Origin of the sequence: Klebsiella sp. CN_Kp091 (assembly GCF_040065095.1) — a bacterium.
Lineage (GTDB): Bacteria > Pseudomonadota > Gammaproteobacteria > Enterobacterales > Enterobacteriaceae > Klebsiella > Klebsiella aerogenes.
The window spans coordinates 849,084-870,326 of sequence record NZ_JBEAIO010000049.1; the positions used below are offsets into that span (position 1 = coordinate 849,084).

Genomic DNA, 21,243 nt, shown 5'->3' on the forward strand with positions numbered 1-21,243 from the left:
GTATGAAAACGCGAGGAGTTAATAATATGTAACTGGTAAGATGTCTTAATGTGAATTATCATCGACGGCAATTATATTCAATGGACTGAAAATTCACGTGATTCCGGTTAATTCTCATACGCTAACCCGCTATGCCGCCCACGCCAGTCTGATTCACACTATGAAAAATCATCATGCGCCAGCCCTCTCTTTAATGATGATTTTTTCGGATCTCTGCGTGCGCTCCACGCGTGATGCCTACAGCGAACAAGGCTGGGAAATATCAGAACGTAAAAGCGGACTGGTACTGCGTACTTTCGTCGCCATCCATCGCGACGGCGGAGAACTGGAGATCACGCCAAAAGATTATATTGCCCGCTACAATCAGCTCCTTCCGCTCTGATCCCCGCCACTCGCGCCCGCCGGTTGCAGAACGCCAGCAGATGGCTAACTGGAGAAATTGGCGATAAAAAGATACCATGTTTCATAATACTGGTTTATTTCCGACACTAAATTGACCAACTGGCTGGACAACATGCGCTGCCGGTGACCGCATTATCCCCCTCGATGTCGTAAAGGTGGTGGTAAATGTCATTTAATATTAATAAGATAGAGCTCTGCTCTATGATCAAAAAGAAAATATGCGCCTGAAATTGTCCTCTCTTTTAGCGGCAGCCTCGATGCTGTGCGGGCAGGCTTTTGCCGCACCGGCCTTGACTCCGGCGCTGCCAGCTAATGCCGATATCCGCGATAGCGGATTTGTCTATTGCGTCAGCGGGCAGGTAAATACCTTTAACCCGCAAAAAGTCAGCAGCGGCCTGATTGTCGACACCCTAGCCGCCCAGATCTACGATCGCCTGCTCGACGTCGACCCCTATACCTATCGTCTGGTACCTGAACTGGCGGAAAGCTGGGAAGTGCTTGATAACGGCGCCACCTACCGCTTCCATCTGCGCGATAAGGTCCAGTTCCAGACCACCGACTGGTTTAAACCGACCCGCGCCTTTAACGCTGATGATGTCATCTTTACCTTCGGGCGCATCTTTAACCGCGACGATCCGTGGCACAGCGTTAACGGCAGTAGCTTCCCCTATTTTGATAGCCTGCAGTTCGCCGATACCGTAGAAAGCGTTCGTAAGCTGGATAACCATACCGTCGAGTTTCGCCTGAAACGGCCGGATGCTTCGTTCCTGTGGCATCTGGCAACACACTATGCTTCGGTCATGTCGGCGGAGTATGCCGCGCAATTGACCAAAAGCGACCGCGAAGAACAACTTGACCGCGAGCCCGTCGGCACCGGTCCGTTTAAGCTGGAAGAGTATCGCACCGGGCAGTACATCCGCCTGCAGCGTCACGCGGCCTACTGGCGCGGCAAACCCTTGATGCCGCAGGTGGTGGTGGATCTCGGTTCCGGCGGCACCGGTCGTCTGTCAAAACTGCTAACCGGCGAATGCGACGTGCTCGCCTGGCCGGCCGCCAGCCAGCTCACCATCCTGCGCGACGATCCGCGCCTGCGTCTGACGCTGCGCCCGGGTATGAATATCGCCTGGCTGGCTTTCAACACCGCTAAACCGCCGCTGGATAACCCGGAAGTTCGCCACGCGCTGGCGCTGGCGATCAACAACCAGCGTCTGATGCAATCGATCTACTACGGCACCGCGGAAACCGCGGCCTCGATGCTGCCTCGAGCCTCGTGGGCCTACGACAACGACGCTAAAATTACCGAATACAACCCCGCGGAGGCGCGTCGTCGCCTGCAGGCCCTGGGTTTGAGTAATTTGACTTTAAAACTGTGGGTGCCGACCAGTTCCCAGGCGTGGAACCCCAGCCCATTGAAAACCGCCGAGCTGATACAGGCGGATATGGCGCAGGTGGGTGTCAAAGTGATTATTATTCCTGTTGAAGGCCGTTTCCAGGAGGCGCGATTGATGGACATGAGCCACGATTTAACGCTTTCCGGCTGGGCCACCGACAGTAATGATCCGGACAGTTTCTTCCGCCCGCTGTTAAGCTGCGCGGCGATTGGTTCGCAGACCAACCTCGCCCACTGGTGCAACCGCGAGTTTGATGAGGTATTACAGAAAGCGCTGATTTCGCAGCAGCTGGCCTCGCGCATCGAAGCCTATAAAGAGGCGCAGCATATTCTCGCCCGCGAGCTGCCGGTGCTGCCGCTGGCCTCTTCGCTGCGGCTGCAGGCTTATCGTTATGATATGAAAGGACTGGTGCTGAGTCCGTTTGGCAACGCCTCCTTCGCAGGCGTGTCGCGCGAAAAAGAAGAGGTGAAAAAACCATGATTATTTTTACCCTGCGCCGCCTGCTGCTGTTACTTGTGACGCTGTTTTTTCTCACCTTTATTGGCTTTAGCCTCAGCTACTTCACCCCGCATGCGCCGCTACAGGGCGCATCGCTGTGGAATGCCTGGCTGTTCTGGTTCAAAGGGGTTCTGCACTGGGACTTTGGCGTCTCCAGCATCAACGGCCAGCTGATTTCCGAACAGCTGAAAGTGGTCTTCCCGGCCACGATGGAGCTATGCATTCTGGCGTTTGGTTTTGCGCTGCTGGTCGGCATTCCCGTGGGGATGATTGCCGGAATTATGCGTAATAAATGGCCGGACACGCTCATTAGCGCCCTGGCGCTGGTGGGGTTCTCCATTCCGGTGTTCTGGCTGGCGTTGCTGTTCACTCTGTTCTTCTCGCTAACGCTGGGATGGTTCCCGGTCTCCGGCCGCTTTGATCTGTTGTACGAAGTGAAGACGGTGACCGGCTTCGCGCTCATTGATGCCTGGCTCTCTGATTCGCCCTGGCGCCATGAGATGATCGTCAGCGCCGCGCGGCATATGGTGCTGCCGGTGTTGACGCTGGCCGTCGCGCCGACCACCGAAGTGATTCGCCTGATGCGTATTAGCACCAGTGAAGTCTACGATACTAACTATGTTAAAGCGGCGGCGACCCGCGGCGTTACCCGCAGGACGATTCTGCATCGTCACGTGTTGCACAATGCCCTGCCGCCGGTGATCCCGCGCCTGGGACTGCAGTTCTCCACCATGCTAACGCTGGCAATGATTACCGAAATGGTCTTCAGCTGGCCGGGACTGGGGCGCTGGCTGATCAACGCCATCCGCCAACAGGATTACGCAGCGATTTCCGCCGGAGTGATGGTGATCGGCGCGCTGGTCATTATCGTCAATGTGATCTCGGATATTTTAGGAGCCATGGCTAACCCACTGAAACATAAGGAATGGTATGCCCTACGATAGCACCTACAAAGCAAAAACCTTTATCAATTAAAAACAATGAGTTAAATTTTAAAATTGTTCGATATTCCTGTCTTTAATACACAATTTTGTACACATTGTTTTTAACGTTAGCTCCGACAGTCATCAGTTTGATTGCTGTCGGAGTTCTCTTCCTACTCCTCCACACATTCTATACTTTCAGTCTGCAAACGGGAGGTAACCATGTGCGGACGCTTTGCTCAATCACAAACCCGTGAAGAGTACCTGGCTTATTTGGCTGAAGAAGCTGAGCGGGATATCGCTTATGACCCCGAACCAATCGGCCGGTACAACGTGTCGCCAGGTACAAAAGTTTTGCTCCTGAGCGAACGCGACGAACAACTGCATATCGATCCTGTCTTCTGGGGTTATGCACCCGGGTGGTGGGATAAGGCTCCACTGATTAACGCGCGTGTTGAAACTGTGGCCACCTGCAGGATGTTTAAGGCGCTATGGCAACATGGCCGGGCGATCTGCTTTACTGATGGGGGCTTCGGATGGAAGAAAGAAGGTGACAAGAAGCAACCCACTCTACTTTATCCATCGCGCCGATGGCCAGCCGATATTCATGGCTGCAATCGGAAGCACACCATTTGAACGTGGAGACGAAACAGAAGGCTTTCTGATCGTCACCGCAGCAACAGAAAAAGGTCTAATAGATATCCACGACCACCAGCCTCTGGTACTGTCGCCAGAAGCAGCAAGATAATGGATGAGACAGGACATTGGAGGGAAAGAGTCAGAGGAGTTAGCTGCGAATGGCACCGTGCCCGCAGACAAATTTATCTGGCATGCAGTGACGCGCGCCGTAAGAAATGTGAAAAATCAGGGGAATAATTGATTGAGGCAATCAAATGCACATAGCCAGACGTACGCCTAATGCCAAAAGCGGAAATAAATAATAATTTTTCGATAATAACTTACTGGGTCAGAAAACGGAATATCCGGTGAAAAAGCCCTTGTTGCATTGTCTGGATGTATCAATATGATGCCGGGTTCCTCCCGGTAAATATTTAGGTATCCCCCCATGACTCGCGGCTTCAGTCGTGCATGATGAACATTCCAGCAGCAAAGTCATCAGGTTAGAAAGATATCTGCATTTTGTCAGTACACAAAGAGTGACTTCCTTATATGAGAACGATTATTAAAAATGAACATGTAAAAAAAAGGCCTGCTATTAGCAAGCCACAAAGATTTTAACTCATTTTTTGTTCGCTTCTGATAAATAGGGTAAATACGCAATTCAATTTGAAGCAGAGAAGATAACGAAAATGCTATAAATATTTCCGGAACGCATCGAGTATTTCCTGTGACATTAACTGTCTGTCAGAGGCCACGTAAATAACATCATGATCACCGGTTAATGAAGGAAAGCCTGCAGACATAATCTGTAGATGTATTTCTTCACCGTTTGGGTATTCCTGTCTGATTGAGGATGTACCCTCCGGAACGGTCATGACTTTACAGGATTCGGTATTAAAGAAAACGAGTACTTTTATCATATGCCACCATAATTCTGTTAGTCTTTCCCGTCACTCTCTTCTATCAGTGATGTTAAATGCCGATGCCATTAAAATACAATCAGGGACGTGATGCTTTCGAAGGCAGTCTCGTCTCTTACGCACTTTATTATTTAACAAGCAGTTAGCTTCTGCTTTCAGGCTTTCAGGCTTTCAGGCTTTCAGGCTTTCAGGCTTTCAGGCTTTCAGGCAGCAGTCCTGCACTTCATCACATCGGTCAGCACACTCATAATTGCGAAAAACATGTTGACCTGATATTAAAAAAACAACCGACTTTCTCTGATTTAATTTATGGACCTGTCTACTCAGGAATAATCCTTCATCGTTGTCGCGGGCCCACAAATCTTCATTTATCGCAAAGTATTACGTTTGTAGCAGCAGGCCCTTTTTCACCACTCTGCATGGCGAACTCAACTTTCTGCCCTTCAAATAAGGTATTGAAATTCTCACCATGGAGTGCGGAAAAATGGACGAAGACATCCTTGCTTCCGTCAAGAGGTGAAATGAAACCAAAACCTTTATCTTCGTTAAACCATTTTACCAAACCTTTAATTCTTGTGGACATACTGACTCCCGTTATACATGATAGTATTAATAGTAAACGTATAGTATTAAAGGTATGACTCAAAAGGAGGGGATATCAGCGATAGCGCCTGGTAATGAGAACTGACCAGAAAATGTTTAACGTTCGTTTGTACATTGAACTAACAGGATTCATTAAGACACGGGAGATACTAATACGCAAATTATTTTTTAGCCATCCAGAAGTCCTGCAGGAAAATTAAGTGTGGCAATATACTATTTTGAATGTATAGTCTTTACGTTTTTTTAATAAGGAATCGACTTGTCCCATAAAATGACAGGCATTGTCAAAAGCTTTGACATTCTCAGTGGTAAAGGCCTCATCATCCCTTCAGATGGGCGAAAAGATGTTCTGCTTCACATTTCAGCCGTTAACTCCCGCGAATCAGAATTACTCATCCCAGGAAGCCGCATAGAATTCTGTCGGATCAATGGTCCCAGAGGGCCTGTGGCTGCGAACATTTACCTCTCCTGAATTTCAGGGTCACAAAATAAACAGATCAAAACTTAACCATATGTGATACGGTGAAGTTCATTCATTGAAAGGTTAATGGTTATGTCTATTATCAATTACGCAATGAAATTCTTCAGCGGTGCATCTACTGCCACTGTTGTCTGCACTGTTTGTGGTTTCAAATCAGTTCAACCGATGGCAAAAATCCGGCGCAATCAGGCCATGCTTTGCCCACGGTGTAAAGCCCTGTTTATCTCACGGCGCTAGTATCAACTGATCCGCCGTGGACAGAACCATCTTCTATACTTAAGTTAAATCCCAGCAGCTGTTAAATCCCTGATGCCTTACGCCCATCCTGAGAGAACGTTTCTGAACTGATTTCGCAACTGCTCCTGCGCGCTAATGTCGCATCAGAGCAATGCTATGAAAATGAACCCCAGAGCGTGGTTTAACCGCTCCCGTATTCCGGTGAATGCTGCCGAAAACGTAACGTTTTCGGCGAACGATCCTGCAAGCGAAAGCACTCCGCGGTCAGAACTCTTTTCGACTGCCCAGATGGAACGCTATGGTCAGAAGCTGGCGCGGACCCATAAAGTATCACCGGATAAACATCCCTATTATCTTCTGAAACGGCTTGGCGACAATGAGGCCGTTATCACCCAAAACTGCTATGAGCTTAATGCAGGTAAAAAGACCAGTATCATGCCCGCCGGGGAGTGGTTGCTGGACAATTATTATCTGATTGAGGAACAAATCCGTACCGTCCGCCAGCACTTGCCGAAAAGTTTTGGTAAAGGTCTCCCGTCGCTGATGTCGCCGCTGAATTGCCCAAGAATTTATCATATCGCATCAGAGGCCATTGCTCACGGTGATGGCCGCTGGGATGCCACCAGTCTGACCAGCTATCTCGCTGCCTATCAACAGGTGACGCCGCTGACGCTGGGTGAAGTCTGGGCATTACCGGGAATGCTTCGACTGGCGCTGATTGAAAATCTTCGTCGTATCAGTATGGAAGTGATAAAAGCGCAACAGGACAGAAACCTGGCAGATACGTGGATAACCAGGATTTTCGAATGTGCAGAGAGTGCGCCTGGTGATTTAATTATGGTGGTTGCCGATTTGGCGCGCTCCCGTCCTCCGTTATCCAGCGCGTTTGTCGCAGAACTGGTGCGGCGTCTGCAGGGTCACGGCAACGCGCTGTCGTTACCTCTTACCTGGGTTGATCAGTGCCTTCGGGAACAGGGAGTCACTACTGACATTCTCATAAATAACTTCAATCAACAGCTTGCCGCCAGCCAGCTGTCTGTCAGTAACAGCATCGCAGGTCTGCGATTACTGGGTGAAACGGACTGGGCTGATTTCGCCGAAACGATAAGCGTCGTCGAACAGGTATTAAGCAATGATCCTGCCGGTATCTATCCCCGGATGCACTTCAATACCCGGGATCATTACCGGCACATAGTTGAGGTCCTGGCCAGAGACAGTGGGCTCAGCGAGCCTGAGGTTGCTGACAGGGTGCTGGCGCTTTCAGAGGGAAAAGCCCCCAATACACCGGAACATCATGTTGGTTATTATCTCGCCGGCGAAGGTCGACAGGCACTGGATATACATCTCCTGGCAGACACCTCAAGACTCATACGCTTGCGGCACAGTTTCAACAGAATAACCCTGCTGTCATGGCTTGGTAGCCTGGCGTTGTTGACAACCGCAGCGACCGCGGCAATATTGCACGAAACTGCCATGCAGGGCGCAGGTTGGTTGTTAATCGCGGTGATATTACCTCTGGTTATCGCTTTAACTCAGTTAATGAGTGATTTACTCAGTGACGCAACCACCCGTTTTCGCGTTCCTCGCCCCTTGCCGGGGATGGATTTTTCAACCGGCATTCCCGCTGACAGTGCCACCATGATCGTCATCCCCTGCATGCTGACCAGCCACGAAAGTTTCAGCCAGCTCCTCTCCTGTCTTGAAGTCTGTTGGTTGGGGAATGAAAACGAAAATCTCAGGTTCGCGCTGCTCACTGATTTTGCAGATTCTGAAAATGAACCCTCGCCGGAAAGTCACGCGCTGCTCAGACAGGCTATCGCTGATACGCAGGTGCTGAATCGCCGCTACCCCTCCGGCCGACCACGTTTTTATCTGTTACATCGTCAGCCTGAATGGAACCCCTCGGAAGGAGCGTGGATGGGCTATGAACGCAAGCGGGGAAAACTGGCGTTACTGAACAGCTGGTTGCGCCATCCCGGAACGCAATTCGTCAGCGTTGCAGACATGCCTGCCCACCTTTTACCGGGTCACATAAAATACGTCATTACCCTGGACAGTGATACGGTGTTACCGCGCGATACGGCTCACAAACTGGTCGCGGCGATGGCCCATCCGTTGAATACGCCAGAGTATGATCCGGTACGCCAGAGGGTGGTCAAAGGATTTGGTATTTTACAACCCGGTCTTGCTGAGGAGATACCACGTAACGGTCAGGGGCGTTACGCCGCCCTGCGCAGCAGCATACCGGGTAATAACCCCTATTCTATGATGTCTTCGGATATCTATCAGGATCTCTTTGGGGAAGGGTCGTTCGTGGGCAAAGGGATTTACGATGTTGACATTTTTATGCAGGCCACTGCCAATACCTGCCCGGAAAATCTGGTTCTCAGCCATGATCTCCTCGAAGGGTGCTATGCGCGCTCGGGTCTGCTGAGTGAGGTGTTACTCTACGAACAGTACCCTAATAATTATCTGTCGGACGTTGCACGCCGTTCACGCTGGATCCGGGGTGACTGGCAACTGCTTAACTGGCTGAAACCACACGTCAGAAAAGCCGATGGAACCCGTACCCGGAATCCACTGACCGCGCTTTCTTACTGGAAATTACTCGACAATCTGCGTCGCAGCCTGGTCGCCCCCTCTTTAGTGGTATTGCTCTACTTCACCCTGCTTTGGGTTCCCAATCCGGTTTACTGGCTGTGCATACTGTCACTGATTTGGCTGTTGCCAGCCCTCCTCTGCATCACCCATGACCTTCTCAATAAACCTCTGCGCCGTCGCCTGAAGCCGCATCTGTTACTTGTAATGGCGGGCGCGCTGAAGCGTCTGTCAGGTATCGGTCTTAATTTTGCGATACTGCCACACGAAGCCGGATATTCGCTGAAAGCGATCGCCGTGACGCTATGGCGACTGGGGATAAGCAGGCGTCACCTCAGCCAGTGGGTCAGCCACAGCCAGGACAGCAATCAGGCCAGATCCACTGTTGCACGTTTTTATCAGGCGATGTGGCTGAATGTTGCCGGTGGCGTGACGCTGATAATTCTGACCGGAAAATTGGCCCCCCAGCTGCTGGGGATTGTGTTACCGATCGGTTTGGTATGGTGTGTGGCGCCGTTGCTGATGAGCTGGCTGAGTCGTCAGCCCGTGCGTAAGGTTTTTTCGCCAGGTCAGGAACAAAAACAGCTGTTACGCCAGACAAGCCGTGAAATCTGGGCATTTTTTGAAACCTTTGCCACAGAAAAAGAGAACTGGCTTCCGCCTGATAATTATCAGGAAATACCACAACCGACGGTGGCACACCGAACTTCTCCTACCAATATTGGTCTTTCACTAATGGCTAACCTGACGGCATGGGACTTTGGCTACCTGCCCGGCGGAGAGGTGCTCCGGCGCGTGTCGCTCACACTCGACACGCTGGATAAAATGGAGCACTACCGGGGCCATCTGTACAACTGGTATGACACCCGTACGCTGGCCCCCCTCAGTCCACGCTATATCTCCAGCGTCGACAGCGGCAACATGGCCGGGCATTTGTTGACGCTGCGTGCAGGGCTGTCCGCCATGCGTCATCAGCCTGTTTTAAGCAGCCAACAGATACTGGCAGGACTGAACGATACGCTGGATATTCTGGAAAAACAGTGGGGTAAGAACCCACCTGACAGCCTGAGACTGCTGCGCAAGCATTGCCTGAATGCGGTGTCGCTCTCTCCGCAGGCGTTTATCAGCGAACTGAAAAACATGCGCACCCAGTGCAACCATCTGACCATGTTATGCCATCAGGGGTCACCTCTTCAGATGCGCTGGGCAGGACATCTGGAGCATCAACTGGTTCAGCTTTGCCATGAGTGGTCTCTGTTGCTTGGCTGGTTACCTGTATCCTGGAATGAGCAGACGCTGCCGACGCTGAGCGAGCTTGCCCGTCCGACATTAACCGGTACAGAAACGCCTCCGGCGTCAGTGGCGGAGCAGGCCCGAATGCGACTCAATATTATCACCGAGCTGGAACAGCGGCTGGATGAGCATGCCCGGATGGATTTCGCCTTTCTGTACAGTGAAGCAACCAGTCTGCTCAGCGTCGGTTATAACTGTGACACGAATACGCCTGACAAGAGCCACTACGATCTCCTGCCGTCTGAAATCCGCCTGACCAGTTTTCTTGCCATTGCGACTAATCAGCTACCTCTTAAAAGCTGGTACGCACTGGGTCGATTGTTTACCACGATTGATAATGAAACGGCCCTGATGTCATGGAGCGGATCCATGTTTGAATATCTGATGCCGAATCTGGTGATGCCCACCTGGCCCGGCAGCCTGCTCGATGAAATGAGTCAGTCGGCGGTTATGCGCCAGATTCACTGGGGGAAAGAACGCGGGGTACCATGGGGTGTTTCAGAGTCTGGCTATCATGCTTTTGATGTTCAGCATAATTATCAGTATCAGGCATTTGGCGTACCGGGGCTCGGTCTACGCAGGGGACTTGCCGATGACATGGTTGTCGCTCCTTACGCCACGCTGCTGGCGCTGATGGTTTCCCCGCAGAAAGCTTGTGAGAACCTGTTCAGGCTGCAAAAAAATGGTGCATGCGGAGAATACGGTTTTTATGAAGCGCTGGACTATACCCCCTCACGTCTTGCAACCGGTCAGCTCTATGCGGTGGTACAGTCCTGGATGGCGCATCACCAGGGTATGGCATTTCAGGCGCTGGCTCATGTGCTGCTTGATGCCCCCATGACTGAACGCTTTATGTCCAGTACGGTATTCCGGTCAGCGAGTCTGCTGTTACAGGAGCGCGTGCCGGATGCGGTCGATCTGTACAGTCCGCGCCGTCATTTTGAATCTCATGAGGGCATGGTCAAACCCGTTCGCTATGAACCCCGTATTTTCTATAGCGTGGATACCCCCGCCCCGGATATTCAACTCCTGTCCAACGGCCATTATCATCTGATGTTGACCGCGGGCGGCGGCGGTTACAGTCGCTGGAATGATATTGCACTAACGCGCTGGCGCAGTGATACCACCCGTGATAACTGGGGAGCTTTCTGCTACATCCGCGATACCCAGACGGGAGATGTGTGGAGCAATACCTGGCAACCAACAGGCTACACCAGCGGACAAGACGAGGAAGTGTTGTTCACCGATGCGGGGGCAGAATTCAGACGCAGCTTAGGGGGACTCAGCGTCAAAACTCAGGTGGTGATCTCTCCGGAGGATGATGTTGAATTGCGACGGCTCACACTGATTCATCGTGGTCGCAAGCCTCGCTCTCTGGAGCTGACGACCTATGCTGAAGTGGTACTGGCACCTGATGCCAGCGATCTGGCACACCCGGCATTCAGCAATTTGTTTATTCAGACTGAGCTGGCTCCTGAGCGTGACGCTATTCTTTGCCACCGGCGCCCGCGCTCACCGGATGAACCGGGCCCTTGCCTGTTTCACATGATGGTGGTGCACGGCGATAACCGACATAACGTGTCGTTTGAAACGGACAGGGCAAGGTTTATTGGACGTGGCAGAAACCCTGCGAATGCACAGGCAATAGAGACGGGAGGGATGCTAGGCAACACGTCGGGCTCGGTGCTGGATCCGATACTGGCAATTCGCAACGCCATTATTCTGCAGCCGGGGCAGCCGGTTACGATTGATATCATTTATGGCATCAGCGAGACCCGTCAGCAGAGCCTGGCGTTGCTGGAGAAATATCGCGATTACCCTATCGCCGATCGCGTCTTTGAACTGGCCTGGTCTCACAGTCTGGTGGTATTGCGCCAGATGAACGCCAGTGAAGATGATGCCACGTTGTTCAATAGTCTCGCCAGCGCTGTGCTTTACCCTGTCCAGGAGCTGCGCGCCGAAGGCCAGGCGATCGGCCGCAACCGGCGTGGCCAGTCCGGACTGTGGGGCTGGGGAATTTCAGGGGATCTGCCGATAGTGCTGCTGAGTATAACCAGCGAGGAAGGTATCACCTCAGTGACCACACTGATTCAGGCACACCGTTACTGGAGACAGAAAGGGCTGGATGTTGATTTAGTTATCCTGAATAACAGCCCCGGCGGCTACCAGCAGGGATTACAAAATCAGATTATGGAGTTAATTTATGCCGGGTCTGAAGCCAGTCTGCTGGATAAAAAGGGCGGGCTTTTTGTCCGCAACGGTGAGCATCTCTCCGCTGAGGATAAGTTGCTTTTGATGAGCGTGGCCTGTCTTTATCTTGATGACCGCGCAGGGGGGATTAATGAGCAGCTTAACCAGCGTATTCATACCCTGAAATCGCCGGCAAGGGCATTCATTCCGCGTGCTGTGCGCGAGCGTAATCAACATACGGACTGGAGCCCTGATACCAGTCAGTTATGCCATTTCAATGGGTACGGTGGATTTTCTCAGGATGGGCGGGAGTATCAGATCGTCCTTCGGGAAAATGCGCTTACACCGGCTCCCTGGTCGAACATACTGGCAAATTCTCGTTTTGGCAGTGTGATCTCAGAGGCAGGGCAGGCCTATACCTGGTATGAGAATGCCCATGAATACCGGTTGACGCCGTGGGAGAACGATCCGGTGAGCGATCGCAGCGGCGAGGCATTTTACCTGCGCGATGAAGAGAGCGGGGAGTGCTGGTCGCCGACGGCTTTACCTGTTCGCGGACACGGTGATTACCTGACCCGCCATGGTTTTGGCTACAGCGTTTTTGCCCATCGTGAGAGTGGTATAGACAGCGAGTTGACGGTCCTGGTTGCTGAAGAAGATCCGGTTAAACTGGTGCTCCTGACGCTCAGTAACTCTTCGGGACGGACACGTCAACTTTCCGTCACAGGCTATGTAGAGTGGACGCTCGGAGAAACACGAACGCGCTCAGCCCCTCACATTGTGACACATGTGGCCAGAACGCCCGGCGGCTGCGGGATACTTGCGAATAACTTTTATGGTGATAATGGTGGCGGCCGAACTACATTTTTTGCCGTCAGCGGTAATGACTGTTCTCTGACAGGGGACCGCCGGGAGTTTATTGGCCGTAATGGTTCCCTTCACGCCCCTTCGGCTATGAAACTGCAAAAGCTTTCTGGTAAGACGGGGGCCGGTCTGGATCCCTGCGGAGCGGTGCAATCGGCGGTTACATTAATTGACGGGGACCAGAGGACGTTTATTTTTATCCTCGGCGCAGAGGAGAATGATGTTTGTGCTCAGGAGACGCTGGCCCGCTACATGAACGAGGATACGGTCCGCCAGGAGCTGAACCGGATTCATAATCACTGGCACAATGTTCTCGATAAAATCGTAGTTAACACCCCCGACACGTCCGTAAATTTACTGGTTAATGGCTGGCTGTTGTATCAGACAGTCGCCTGCCGTCTTATGGCCCGGAGTGGCTACTATCAGTCTGGCGGTGCATTTGGTTTTCGCGATCAGCTGCAGGATACGCTGGCTCTGAGCCACGCTGCTCCGGACCGGATGCGTGAACAGATAATACTCTGTGCATCACGGCAGTTTATCGAGGGGGATGTGCAGCACTGGTGGCACCCGCCACACGGCAACGGTGTGCGTACCCGCTGTTCCGATGACTATCTTTGGCTGCCGCTTGCTGTTTGCCACTATGTTGAAACGACGGGGGATATGGATGCACTGGAAATACGCATTCCTTATCTGGAGGGACGCTCGCTTCAGCCTGGTGAAGAGTCTGTCTATGACACGCCGGTCATCAGCGGCACCGAAGAGACACTCTGGTTACACTGCGTCAAAGCTATTCACTATGGACTTCGCTTCGGGGAGCATGGCCTGCCGCTGATGGGGGCTGGTGACTGGAATGACGGGATGAACCGGGTGGGTATCGAAGGCAAAGGTGAAAGCGTCTGGCTGGGCTTCTTCCTGTACGACATTTTGCAGCGGTTTGCAGCGCTGGCGGAGCGCAGGCTGGATGAAAGCGTCGCCGCGATGTGCCATTCACAGGCTCTGCGCCTGCAAAGCAATCTCGAAGCCCACGCCTGGGATGGGGAATGGTACCGGCGCGGGTATTTTGACGATGGTACTCCCCTGGGATCGAAAACCTCACAGGACTGCCGGATTGATGCGATTGCGCAGAGCTGGTCTGTATTGTCCGGCGCCGCGAGCCCGGGACGGTGCGCAAAGGCCCTGCAGGCGCTGGATAAGCACCTTGTGGATAACAAAGGCGGGCTGATCAAACTGTTAACGCCTCCTTTCGACGGACACGGTCCAAATCCGGGCTACATACAGGGGTACCTGCCCGGTGTGCGGGAAAACGGAGGGCAGTATACTCATGGCGCCATCTGGGCCGTGATGGCATTTGCCCGGATGGGGAATGCCAAACGTGCCTGGCAACTCTGGTCAATGCTCAACCCTGTAAATCATACTCTCAATGCGGGCTCTGTCGGGATTTATAAAGCTGAACCTTATGTCATGAGTGCTGATGTCTACAGCGTAGCTCCCCATACTGGTCGTGCAGGCTGGAGCTGGTACACCGGTTCTGCAGGCTGGGCCTGGCGTTTACTTACCGAGGAATTACTGGGGATAAAACGCACCGGCACTGACTTTAGTGTTCATGCCCTATTACCGGATGCGTGGCCGTCTTTTTCTATTGCTTATCAGTATGGTGAAAGCCACTATCAGATTAGTGTCTCACGCGGCGATGCAGAATATTCCGTGACGCTGGATGGTGTTCTCCTCCCTGATGACAGAATACTGCTGAAGGATGATGGACAAAACCATACGGTTGAGATCATTCAGAACTGACACTGATCCCGGAGGTGCATTAACGTCTGCCGTTAATGCGCTGATTATCCCTGAGAACATCAATCGCAGTCTGCATGGCGATTTTGTCATCCCGCCTTTTTTGTTTGTCCTGCATGACCTGAAGGTATTCCAGCAAGGTGCGGGTATTAATCGGTCTGCCCTGTTTACCCACAGCCAGCACGGCTTCACCAAGAATAATTTTCACAGGCGGTAGTTGTGCCGGATACCAGTCAAGGGTGTCTTCTGATTTCATCATAAATTTCTCACGGAAGGATAGTGTATCATAAATCAGACGTTCAATTTTCAATATCTTACATCCTGATTCAGACACAACTTAACATAACTTATGCCAGTTATTTTTATATCAAAGCGTATAATAATTACTGTATTCCTCAGAGAATCATTTATGTCTTATACAAAAGGGCTCAGATATTTTAAAGAAAGACCGGTTCATGTTGCCTGCCCGGTATGCGCACACAGAGCTGATCAGAAAGCAGGTAAGCTAAGAAAAGATGCGGTTCTTGAGTGCCCTGCCTGCGGACTGTTGTTCAGACCTTCAGAATGCTGGTGTATCGGCGGCTGATCAGCTTCTGCCACTTAACGTCAGTGATGTCGGAAAATGACAACGTTCCTCCTGTACTGCAGTTGTCGAGGGTATGATAATGAAATCTAAAAAATCTGTTTTTATTGAAGGACGTATCCTGTCGAACAGCTGTCACGGGCAGGCTGGCCAACCTTTCTGTATTCACCGGGTCAGGTTTAGTAATGGTAAATATGCCATTATCCGGGTGGCATCCGGGATATGTTTCAAACCAGGCGAAATTATTCAACGAAACGATTGTGAGTGGTTTTATAAACTTACCAAAATTCGCCTTCTTTCTTTTGAGTACCTTGATGATGATGAATCCAGAAGACAATCTCTTGAATATCAATGAAAAACCCATGAAGTTATAACAGCATAACTTTGCTGATTTACAATGTATCCCTGACTATTCAAAAACTGTTGCCAGTAATTGAAATTGTTTCTTCTGAATTTATACGAATTCAAACTGTCTAAAAGAATGAGTATCGCTAAAGACGAATTTTCTCAGCATTTCCCTTTTGCGTTATAACTCCATTAGCATTAAGGAAATTTATGTCACAGACTTTTACTTATAATTTACTCCATCCCCGCTACTGGCTTACCTGGACTGGTTTGGGTCTGCTGTGGCTTCTCGTTCAGCTTCCTTACCCGGTTTTACATATTCTGGGCTCTGGTCTTGGAAAAATATCCAGACCCTTTCTGAAACGTCGGGAAGGAATTGCGATTAGAAATATCGAACTCTGCTTTCCAGGAATGACACCGTTTGCCCGAAACCAGATGGTCAAGAAAAACTTTGTTTCTCTCGGACTGGGACTGATGGAAACAGGAATGGCCTGGTTCTGGAGTGATGCGAGAGTCAAAAAATGGTTTGATGTCGAAGGGCTTGAAAACCTGACCGGTGCGACCAGAGGGGTAATGGTTGTCGGGATTCATTTTATGTCCCTTGAGTTGTGTGGAAGAGTAATGGGTTTATGCCATCCTATGATGGCTACGTATCGCCCACACAATAATCTATTAATGGAATGGGTACAGACAAAAGGTCGTATGCGTTCAAATAAGGCGATGATTAATAGGCGTAATTTATCTGGTTTTGTTCATGCATTGAAAGCTGGTGAAGCCGTGTGGTTTGCACCAGATCAGGATTATGGGCCTAAGGGAAGCGTTTTTGCACCTTTTTTCTCGGTAAAAAAAGCAGCCTCAACGAACGGAACATATGCTCTGTCAAAACTCGCAGGTGCACAACTGATCACACTTAGCATGATTCGACGTAGCGATAAAAAAGGTTATCGCATGTATATCAGCAATCCGTTGTCAGGCTATCCAGGGGAAGACAAGGTCGCCGCAGCGGGTTATATGAATAAGATCATCGAGCATGAAATTCTCCGAGCCCCTGAGCAATACCTGTGGATGCATCGCAGATTCAAAACGCGTCCTGAAGGAGAAGCCTCTTTATATAAATGAACCATTCTACTTGTCATGTACCATGAATCTATCTTGCTGGCTACTTTGTAATAGCAGCAGGCTTTACCACGTTGAAATCCTTAAGTTTATAAGGATGAGGCAATGTTTTCCGGGGAAATATCTTAGTAGTCTTCAAACTATCTCCGATTATCCCTGCAATTCTTTACCAAGAGGTTCCCGAGTAAGTACTTGGTGGTTCCCAACTAACTCTTACATATAGCCATTGGCCGTTTACTTAACCAAAAAACGATTGCCAGAAATTTGTAAAGCTCACAACCTTCTACAGTTCCTGCTGTCTAATGAATGACAACACACACCTCAAGGAACTATATGACATTTTTAATCATCTCAGGCGTATCTGTAACCTTATTTGCCATGACTATACTTGGCCTGATTATCGTGTGGGGCGGTATCTCCAACATCCCTGACGATTACTGATTCTCAAAATTCCCTACGCCAGCTACAGGGAAATATTTGTAAATCGTCTTTACCCCAACCCCAATCACATCTGCGGCCTGCTGTCGGGTAGCTCCGTTTGCGAGCATTCGACGACAATGCTCCACAGCGTCGCTAGTCATTATCCGGCGACGTCCGCCAACTCTTCCCTGCTCCCTCGCCGCAGCTAAACCTGCGCGTGTGCGCTCGACGATCAATTCTCGCTCCATTTCAGCCAACGCACTCATGACATGAAAGAAGAAACGGCCGGCAGGCGTCGACGTGTCGATCGAGTCAGTCAGGCTGCGGAAATTCACTCCGCGCGCCTGCAGCTCCGATACCAGTGTGATCAGGTCGCGCACGCTGCGCCCGAGCCGATCCAGTTTCCAGACCACCAGCACATCACCCGGTTTGAGTCTGCGTAACGCACGCTTTAAACCAGGTCGCCGGGCATTTTTCCCGCTGGCCATATCTTCAAAAACCAGCTCACATTCTGCTCGAATCAGTGCGTTTTTCTGTAAATCGAGATTCTGATCCCCGGTAGACACCCTGGCGTAACCAATCAGCATCATATAACCCTTTGAAATAGCTGATTGTAAAAAGCTCAGGGCTTTCGCTCAAACCCTCGTTTGAGCGAAGCCTCTTTTTGGAGCAAAAAACATGGCCTTTAATCCGCCGCTGGGGAGTACCTCTCCCGCTGTGTTGCTCGATAACGCCACGCGCCTGGATAGGCTGGTCAACGGACAGCCGACGACCGTTCCCGACCGCGCCGGTGATCCGCTTTATTCGTGGCGGGGTATCCATCAGAACCTTATTCCGCTGAGCAAGCAGTATATGACGCTGGCTGATGCTCAGGCGGATATTGCCAATATCCCCGAAGGCTCAACCACGTATTACCGCAGCCCGGATGATAGCGCACTGGCTATCGAGGTTATCAACAGCGGAGGAGCACTAGCACCTACCGGGCGTAGGATGCCTTCACAGGCATTCGTTGCAGGTATCGATCAATTCACCGCAGAGCTTTCTGCACAAATCGCTTCTCTTAAGCTAAAAACAGCAATTCTGTCACAATACAGCTCAGATGAGTGGCAATGGATTTTAACCGGGTTACAGGGGCCATCGGCAACAGCGCTTGCACTGGATAACGATTTCGGGCTATGGCTCGCAGGTCTTAAATCATCATTGCAGGATTATGTTGAGCAGCTAATCCCCAAACAACAGGCAAATCTTTATCAGGGATTACAACATGTCATTGTGGCTCAAAACGGCGTTGATGGTCTTCTGACTATTAATGACAATGGTGATATACGTATTGTCGGCACTGATGATGTTCTTCAGGACAGGCTTAACGCGCTATGTTCCACTAACTTTTCCCGCACCATTATTGGCTTCCAGCATGTCGTTTTTGCAGCCGATTTAAAAACCGCCATTTTTGCAATAGATGATGATGGCGGGGTCCATATTCCCGGTATTGATGGCCCGTTACAGGACAATCTTGGCGAATCACTGGCGACCATCAAAACCGTGGGCGGTGTACCAGCAGCAGCATGGCGCGGAGAGGTGGTCTGGTCAGAATGTCCCGTACTGACTACGCAAAAACTGACGCCTTCCGGTTTCGTTTTCAGTTATCTACCTGGCGGAGAGGCAGTATCTGGTTCCGGGGTGATGTATGTACCGTCAATACGTGAAATGCCGCTTGATGCACCTGAAATTCAGGGAGGCGGTTCAAGTGGACAGTCTCTGAACATGGAAGCGGATCATGTCGGACAGAATATTGTTAATCGTAATCCCATTTATCGCGGGCGGTTATTGGCCGGGATGAACGGACGGCCTGAAGGTAAAAATATACAGGCGGTGAATGAGGATGACGTATCCACATTGAACGATATGAATTATCCATCGTACCGGCAGGGTAATATTTTACCTATGTACGATGTCCTGATGAATAAGGGGGTAGGAAATACCATATTTATTCATGCGCCTTTTGCAGCAGGTGGTCGTTCATTTAAACAAATCAGCAAAGGGACAATCCCATATCAGAACGGGCAGAAATTTGTGCAGATGGGTAAAGATGCCGCTGATGGTGTTGGTAAGCCGTATACATTCCGGTTTCTGACGTTTGAGCACGGTGAAACAGACTCCGATAATGGCGACAATCTTTTACCTGGTGATTACCTTACCAAAGCAAACACCTATTTCTCCGGTCTCCAGTCTGATTTCAAGGCTATTTCCGGACAGACGACTGATTTCGCTGTCATCATCGGTCAGGTGGGAAGCCGCTTTTATACAAGGTCACAGCCAGTGGATGAAGCCGGTAATGCCCAGGGTGACCCGGTAATCGTTCAGCCTTACTCTATCCCCGCGGTGGATCAGCTGACTTATGTCCGTCAGAATCCGAATACGGCAATCATGTACGGGCCAAAATACCCGCTTAACTGGCTATATAGCGACGGGTCACTCAGCCACATCAATGCAAAAGGCAAGGTGTTACAGGGTGAATATACCGCGCAGGCAATCTACTGGCATCTGTACGATACCGAAAAGAAAGGAACATGGACGGGATGTAAAGTCAGGGATATTACATTATCAGGAAACCTTTTAGAGCTTGCCTGTGATGTTCCCTTTCCGCCACTGATCATCGATACAGATTTTATTGCCAACTGTCCGAACTACGGGATAAGCCTGGAGAAAAACTCAGCCACGGTACAGGCTGTTTCTGTTATCAATGGGAACACAATTCACGTTGAACTGAACCAGCCTCCCGCACCTGATGACGTCCTGTTAATCGGATTTACCAATACCACACCACATACCAATGGAAATCTGTATCCGCTTACCTGTTTCAGGGATTCTTCACAGACCGTGTCACGTTGGGTGACGCTCAATGGCGCACCTTTCCCTCTGTATAACTGGTTATGTCTGGATCGTCTTCCCCTCACTGGAGAAATATAATGGTTGCTGCAATTAATACAGGTAAAGTCTATTCCGGCGCGCGAGCCGCTCTGGACCTTTCTTCCTCAATCCTTGATCCCGCAGTCCTTTTTCAAAACTATAAAGCACGCATAACTGCTGATGGTGGTCATATTCCTGACGAGGCTGGCTGTCTTGAGCGTTTTCGCTTTTTATTGCTGAATGGCATGTATGAGCGAACAGCCGTTTCTGTCACTCCCGCTTTTGGTATCAAAACCGATGGAAGTGGAAATGTGCAGACAATCTATAACCTGACCGGGGGAAATGGCGATCTTCTTGCGGTTGCTAATGGCGTACCGCCTGAACAGATGTTATACAACCCGACATCACGCTCGGTTAACGTTCGTATCTCCTCTGCCGGTGGGAACAGGCTACTGAGCCGCGGGGAAATCACGGTACAAAAATCATCAAGCTACCTTATCGCTGGATGTATTAGCGATACCAACAGAACGGATGGCAATGGTTTAACGCTTGGTTATGCTGTAAATGGTCTGGCAATGGCTTATATGCGGACAATGATAATCAACAATGAAACGACTGCAGAATCCTGGCGTTTTGGTACCCGTGATTCGGGATGGCCTGCAGGAAATGGCGGTGCTGTACTGGTTAATTCAAATCACTATGAGGATTACGTACCCGCAGCCGGGTTATTTAAAGTTGCTGCCGGCAAAGTTGAAGGTTACGAGAGAGGTAAACTTTCCATGACTGCCAGTTCCGTCACGGGATCGCTTGCGGACCTGAGAGGACGTCAGTTCCAGCTTGTTATAGGTATCGTAGGAAGCGGAAGTGTCGGATGTGAAGGAACGTTCAGGGATGTACTTCAACTGCATACGGCTTCTGAAGCTGATGGGGTACTGACGTCTAGAATTGGAATGTAAAGAAATTCGCTTTCATTTTATATTTCTGGATGCACTCAAGATGAAACCAACCCGGTAACCGTATGCAAGAGTTACCGGGTGGATTTAGCTCATGAGAGTAT

14 protein-coding genes and 1 pseudogene are annotated in these 21,243 nt (G+C 50.5%); 11 read left to right on the top strand and 4 right to left on the bottom strand.

Annotated features, from left to right (window positions below; genetic code table 11):
- Positions 1-97: 97 nt before the first annotated feature.
- The 4 genes and pseudogenes from ABLV17_RS24620 to ABLV17_RS24635 all read left to right on the top strand — a co-directional run bounded on the left by ABLV17_RS24620 (position 98) and on the right by ABLV17_RS24635 (position 4,094).
- A complete protein-coding gene (locus ABLV17_RS24620; RefSeq protein ID WP_015366267.1) occupies positions 98-382 on the top strand; it encodes a hypothetical protein in 285 nt (94 codons plus the stop codon).
- Between the two features lie 238 nt (positions 383-620).
- A complete protein-coding gene (gene sapA / locus ABLV17_RS24625) occupies positions 621-2,273 on the top strand; it encodes an ABC transporter substrate-binding protein SapA (RefSeq protein WP_087859384.1) in 1,653 nt (550 codons plus the stop codon).
- Positions 2,270-3,235: a putrescine export ABC transporter permease SapB gene (sapB, locus tag ABLV17_RS24630; RefSeq protein ID WP_020078599.1), complete on the top strand. Its 966-nt coding sequence runs from the start codon at positions 2,270-2,272 to the stop codon at positions 3,233-3,235. The genes sapA and sapB overlap by 4 nt, the downstream gene beginning before the upstream one ends.
- A 201-nt stretch (positions 3,236-3,436) precedes the next feature.
- Positions 3,437-4,094 (top strand): annotated as a pseudogene (locus ABLV17_RS24635) (SOS response-associated peptidase).
- A gap of 433 nt (positions 4,095-4,527) precedes the next feature.
- Here the strand turns inward: ABLV17_RS24635 and ABLV17_RS24640 are convergent.
- Both ABLV17_RS24640 and ABLV17_RS24645 read right to left on the bottom strand, forming a co-directional pair.
- Positions 4,528-4,755: a hypothetical protein gene (locus ABLV17_RS24640; RefSeq protein ID WP_072051401.1), complete on the bottom strand. Its 228-nt coding sequence runs from the start codon at positions 4,753-4,755 to the stop codon at positions 4,528-4,530.
- 364 nt (positions 4,756-5,119) lie between these two features.
- A complete protein-coding gene (locus tag ABLV17_RS24645; protein ID WP_023279058.1) occupies positions 5,120-5,338 on the bottom strand; it encodes a cold shock domain-containing protein in 219 nt (72 codons plus the stop codon).
- A gap of 279 nt (positions 5,339-5,617) precedes the next feature.
- On the opposite strand from ABLV17_RS24645, the gene cspF reads away from it, so the two are divergent.
- The 3 genes from cspF to ABLV17_RS24660 all read left to right on the top strand — a co-directional run bounded on the left by cspF (position 5,618) and on the right by ABLV17_RS24660 (position 14,815).
- Complete coding sequence (gene cspF, locus ABLV17_RS24650) at positions 5,618-5,830, top strand: cold shock-like protein CspF (RefSeq protein ID WP_071787615.1); 213 nt, start codon at positions 5,618-5,620, stop codon at positions 5,828-5,830.
- An 81-nt stretch (positions 5,831-5,911) separates the two neighbouring features.
- A complete protein-coding gene (locus ABLV17_RS24655; RefSeq protein ID WP_213191361.1) occupies positions 5,912-6,076 on the top strand; it encodes a YnfU family zinc-binding protein in 165 nt (54 codons plus the stop codon).
- Between the two features lie 156 nt (positions 6,077-6,232).
- Positions 6,233-14,815, top strand: coding sequence for a glucoamylase family protein (locus tag ABLV17_RS24660; protein ID WP_320482703.1), 8,583 nt, complete (start codon positions 6,233-6,235; stop codon positions 14,813-14,815).
- A gap of 19 nt (positions 14,816-14,834) precedes the next feature.
- Here ABLV17_RS24660 and ABLV17_RS24665 read toward each other — a convergent pair whose 3' ends face one another.
- Entirely contained in the window at positions 14,835-15,068 is a 234-nt protein-coding gene (locus ABLV17_RS24665) for a hypothetical protein (protein WP_004132711.1), read from the bottom strand.
- A gap of 409 nt (positions 15,069-15,477) precedes the next feature.
- Between ABLV17_RS24665 and ABLV17_RS24670 the strand changes: the two genes are divergently transcribed.
- Together ABLV17_RS24670 and lpxP are read left to right on the top strand one after the other, a co-directional pair.
- A complete protein-coding gene (locus ABLV17_RS24670; protein WP_348854745.1) occupies positions 15,478-15,750 on the top strand; it encodes a hypothetical protein in 273 nt (90 codons plus the stop codon).
- Positions 15,751-15,950: 200 nt separating this feature from the next.
- The gene (gene lpxP, locus ABLV17_RS24675; RefSeq protein ID WP_047053427.1) at positions 15,951-16,859 is read left to right on the top strand and encodes a kdo(2)-lipid IV(A) palmitoleoyltransferase; all 909 of its coding nucleotides are present in this window, start codon (positions 15,951-15,953) and stop codon (positions 16,857-16,859) included.
- A gap of 431 nt (positions 16,860-17,290) precedes the next feature.
- Here lpxP and ABLV17_RS24680 read toward each other — a convergent pair whose 3' ends face one another.
- Positions 17,291-17,863, bottom strand: coding sequence for a recombinase family protein (locus ABLV17_RS24680; protein WP_224108436.1), 573 nt, complete (start codon positions 17,861-17,863; stop codon positions 17,291-17,293).
- Between the two features lie 91 nt (positions 17,864-17,954).
- Here ABLV17_RS24680 and ABLV17_RS24685 point away from each other — a divergent pair, with 91 nt between their 5' ends.
- Both ABLV17_RS24685 and ABLV17_RS24690 read left to right on the top strand, forming a co-directional pair.
- Complete coding sequence (locus tag ABLV17_RS24685) at positions 17,955-20,246, top strand: hypothetical protein (protein WP_337071908.1); 2,292 nt, start codon at positions 17,955-17,957, stop codon at positions 20,244-20,246.
- Entirely contained in the window at positions 20,246-21,142 is an 897-nt protein-coding gene (locus tag ABLV17_RS24690) for a hypothetical protein (RefSeq protein ID WP_320482700.1), read from the top strand. The genes ABLV17_RS24685 and ABLV17_RS24690 overlap by 1 nt, the downstream gene beginning before the upstream one ends.
- Positions 21,143-21,243: the final 101 nt, after the last annotated feature.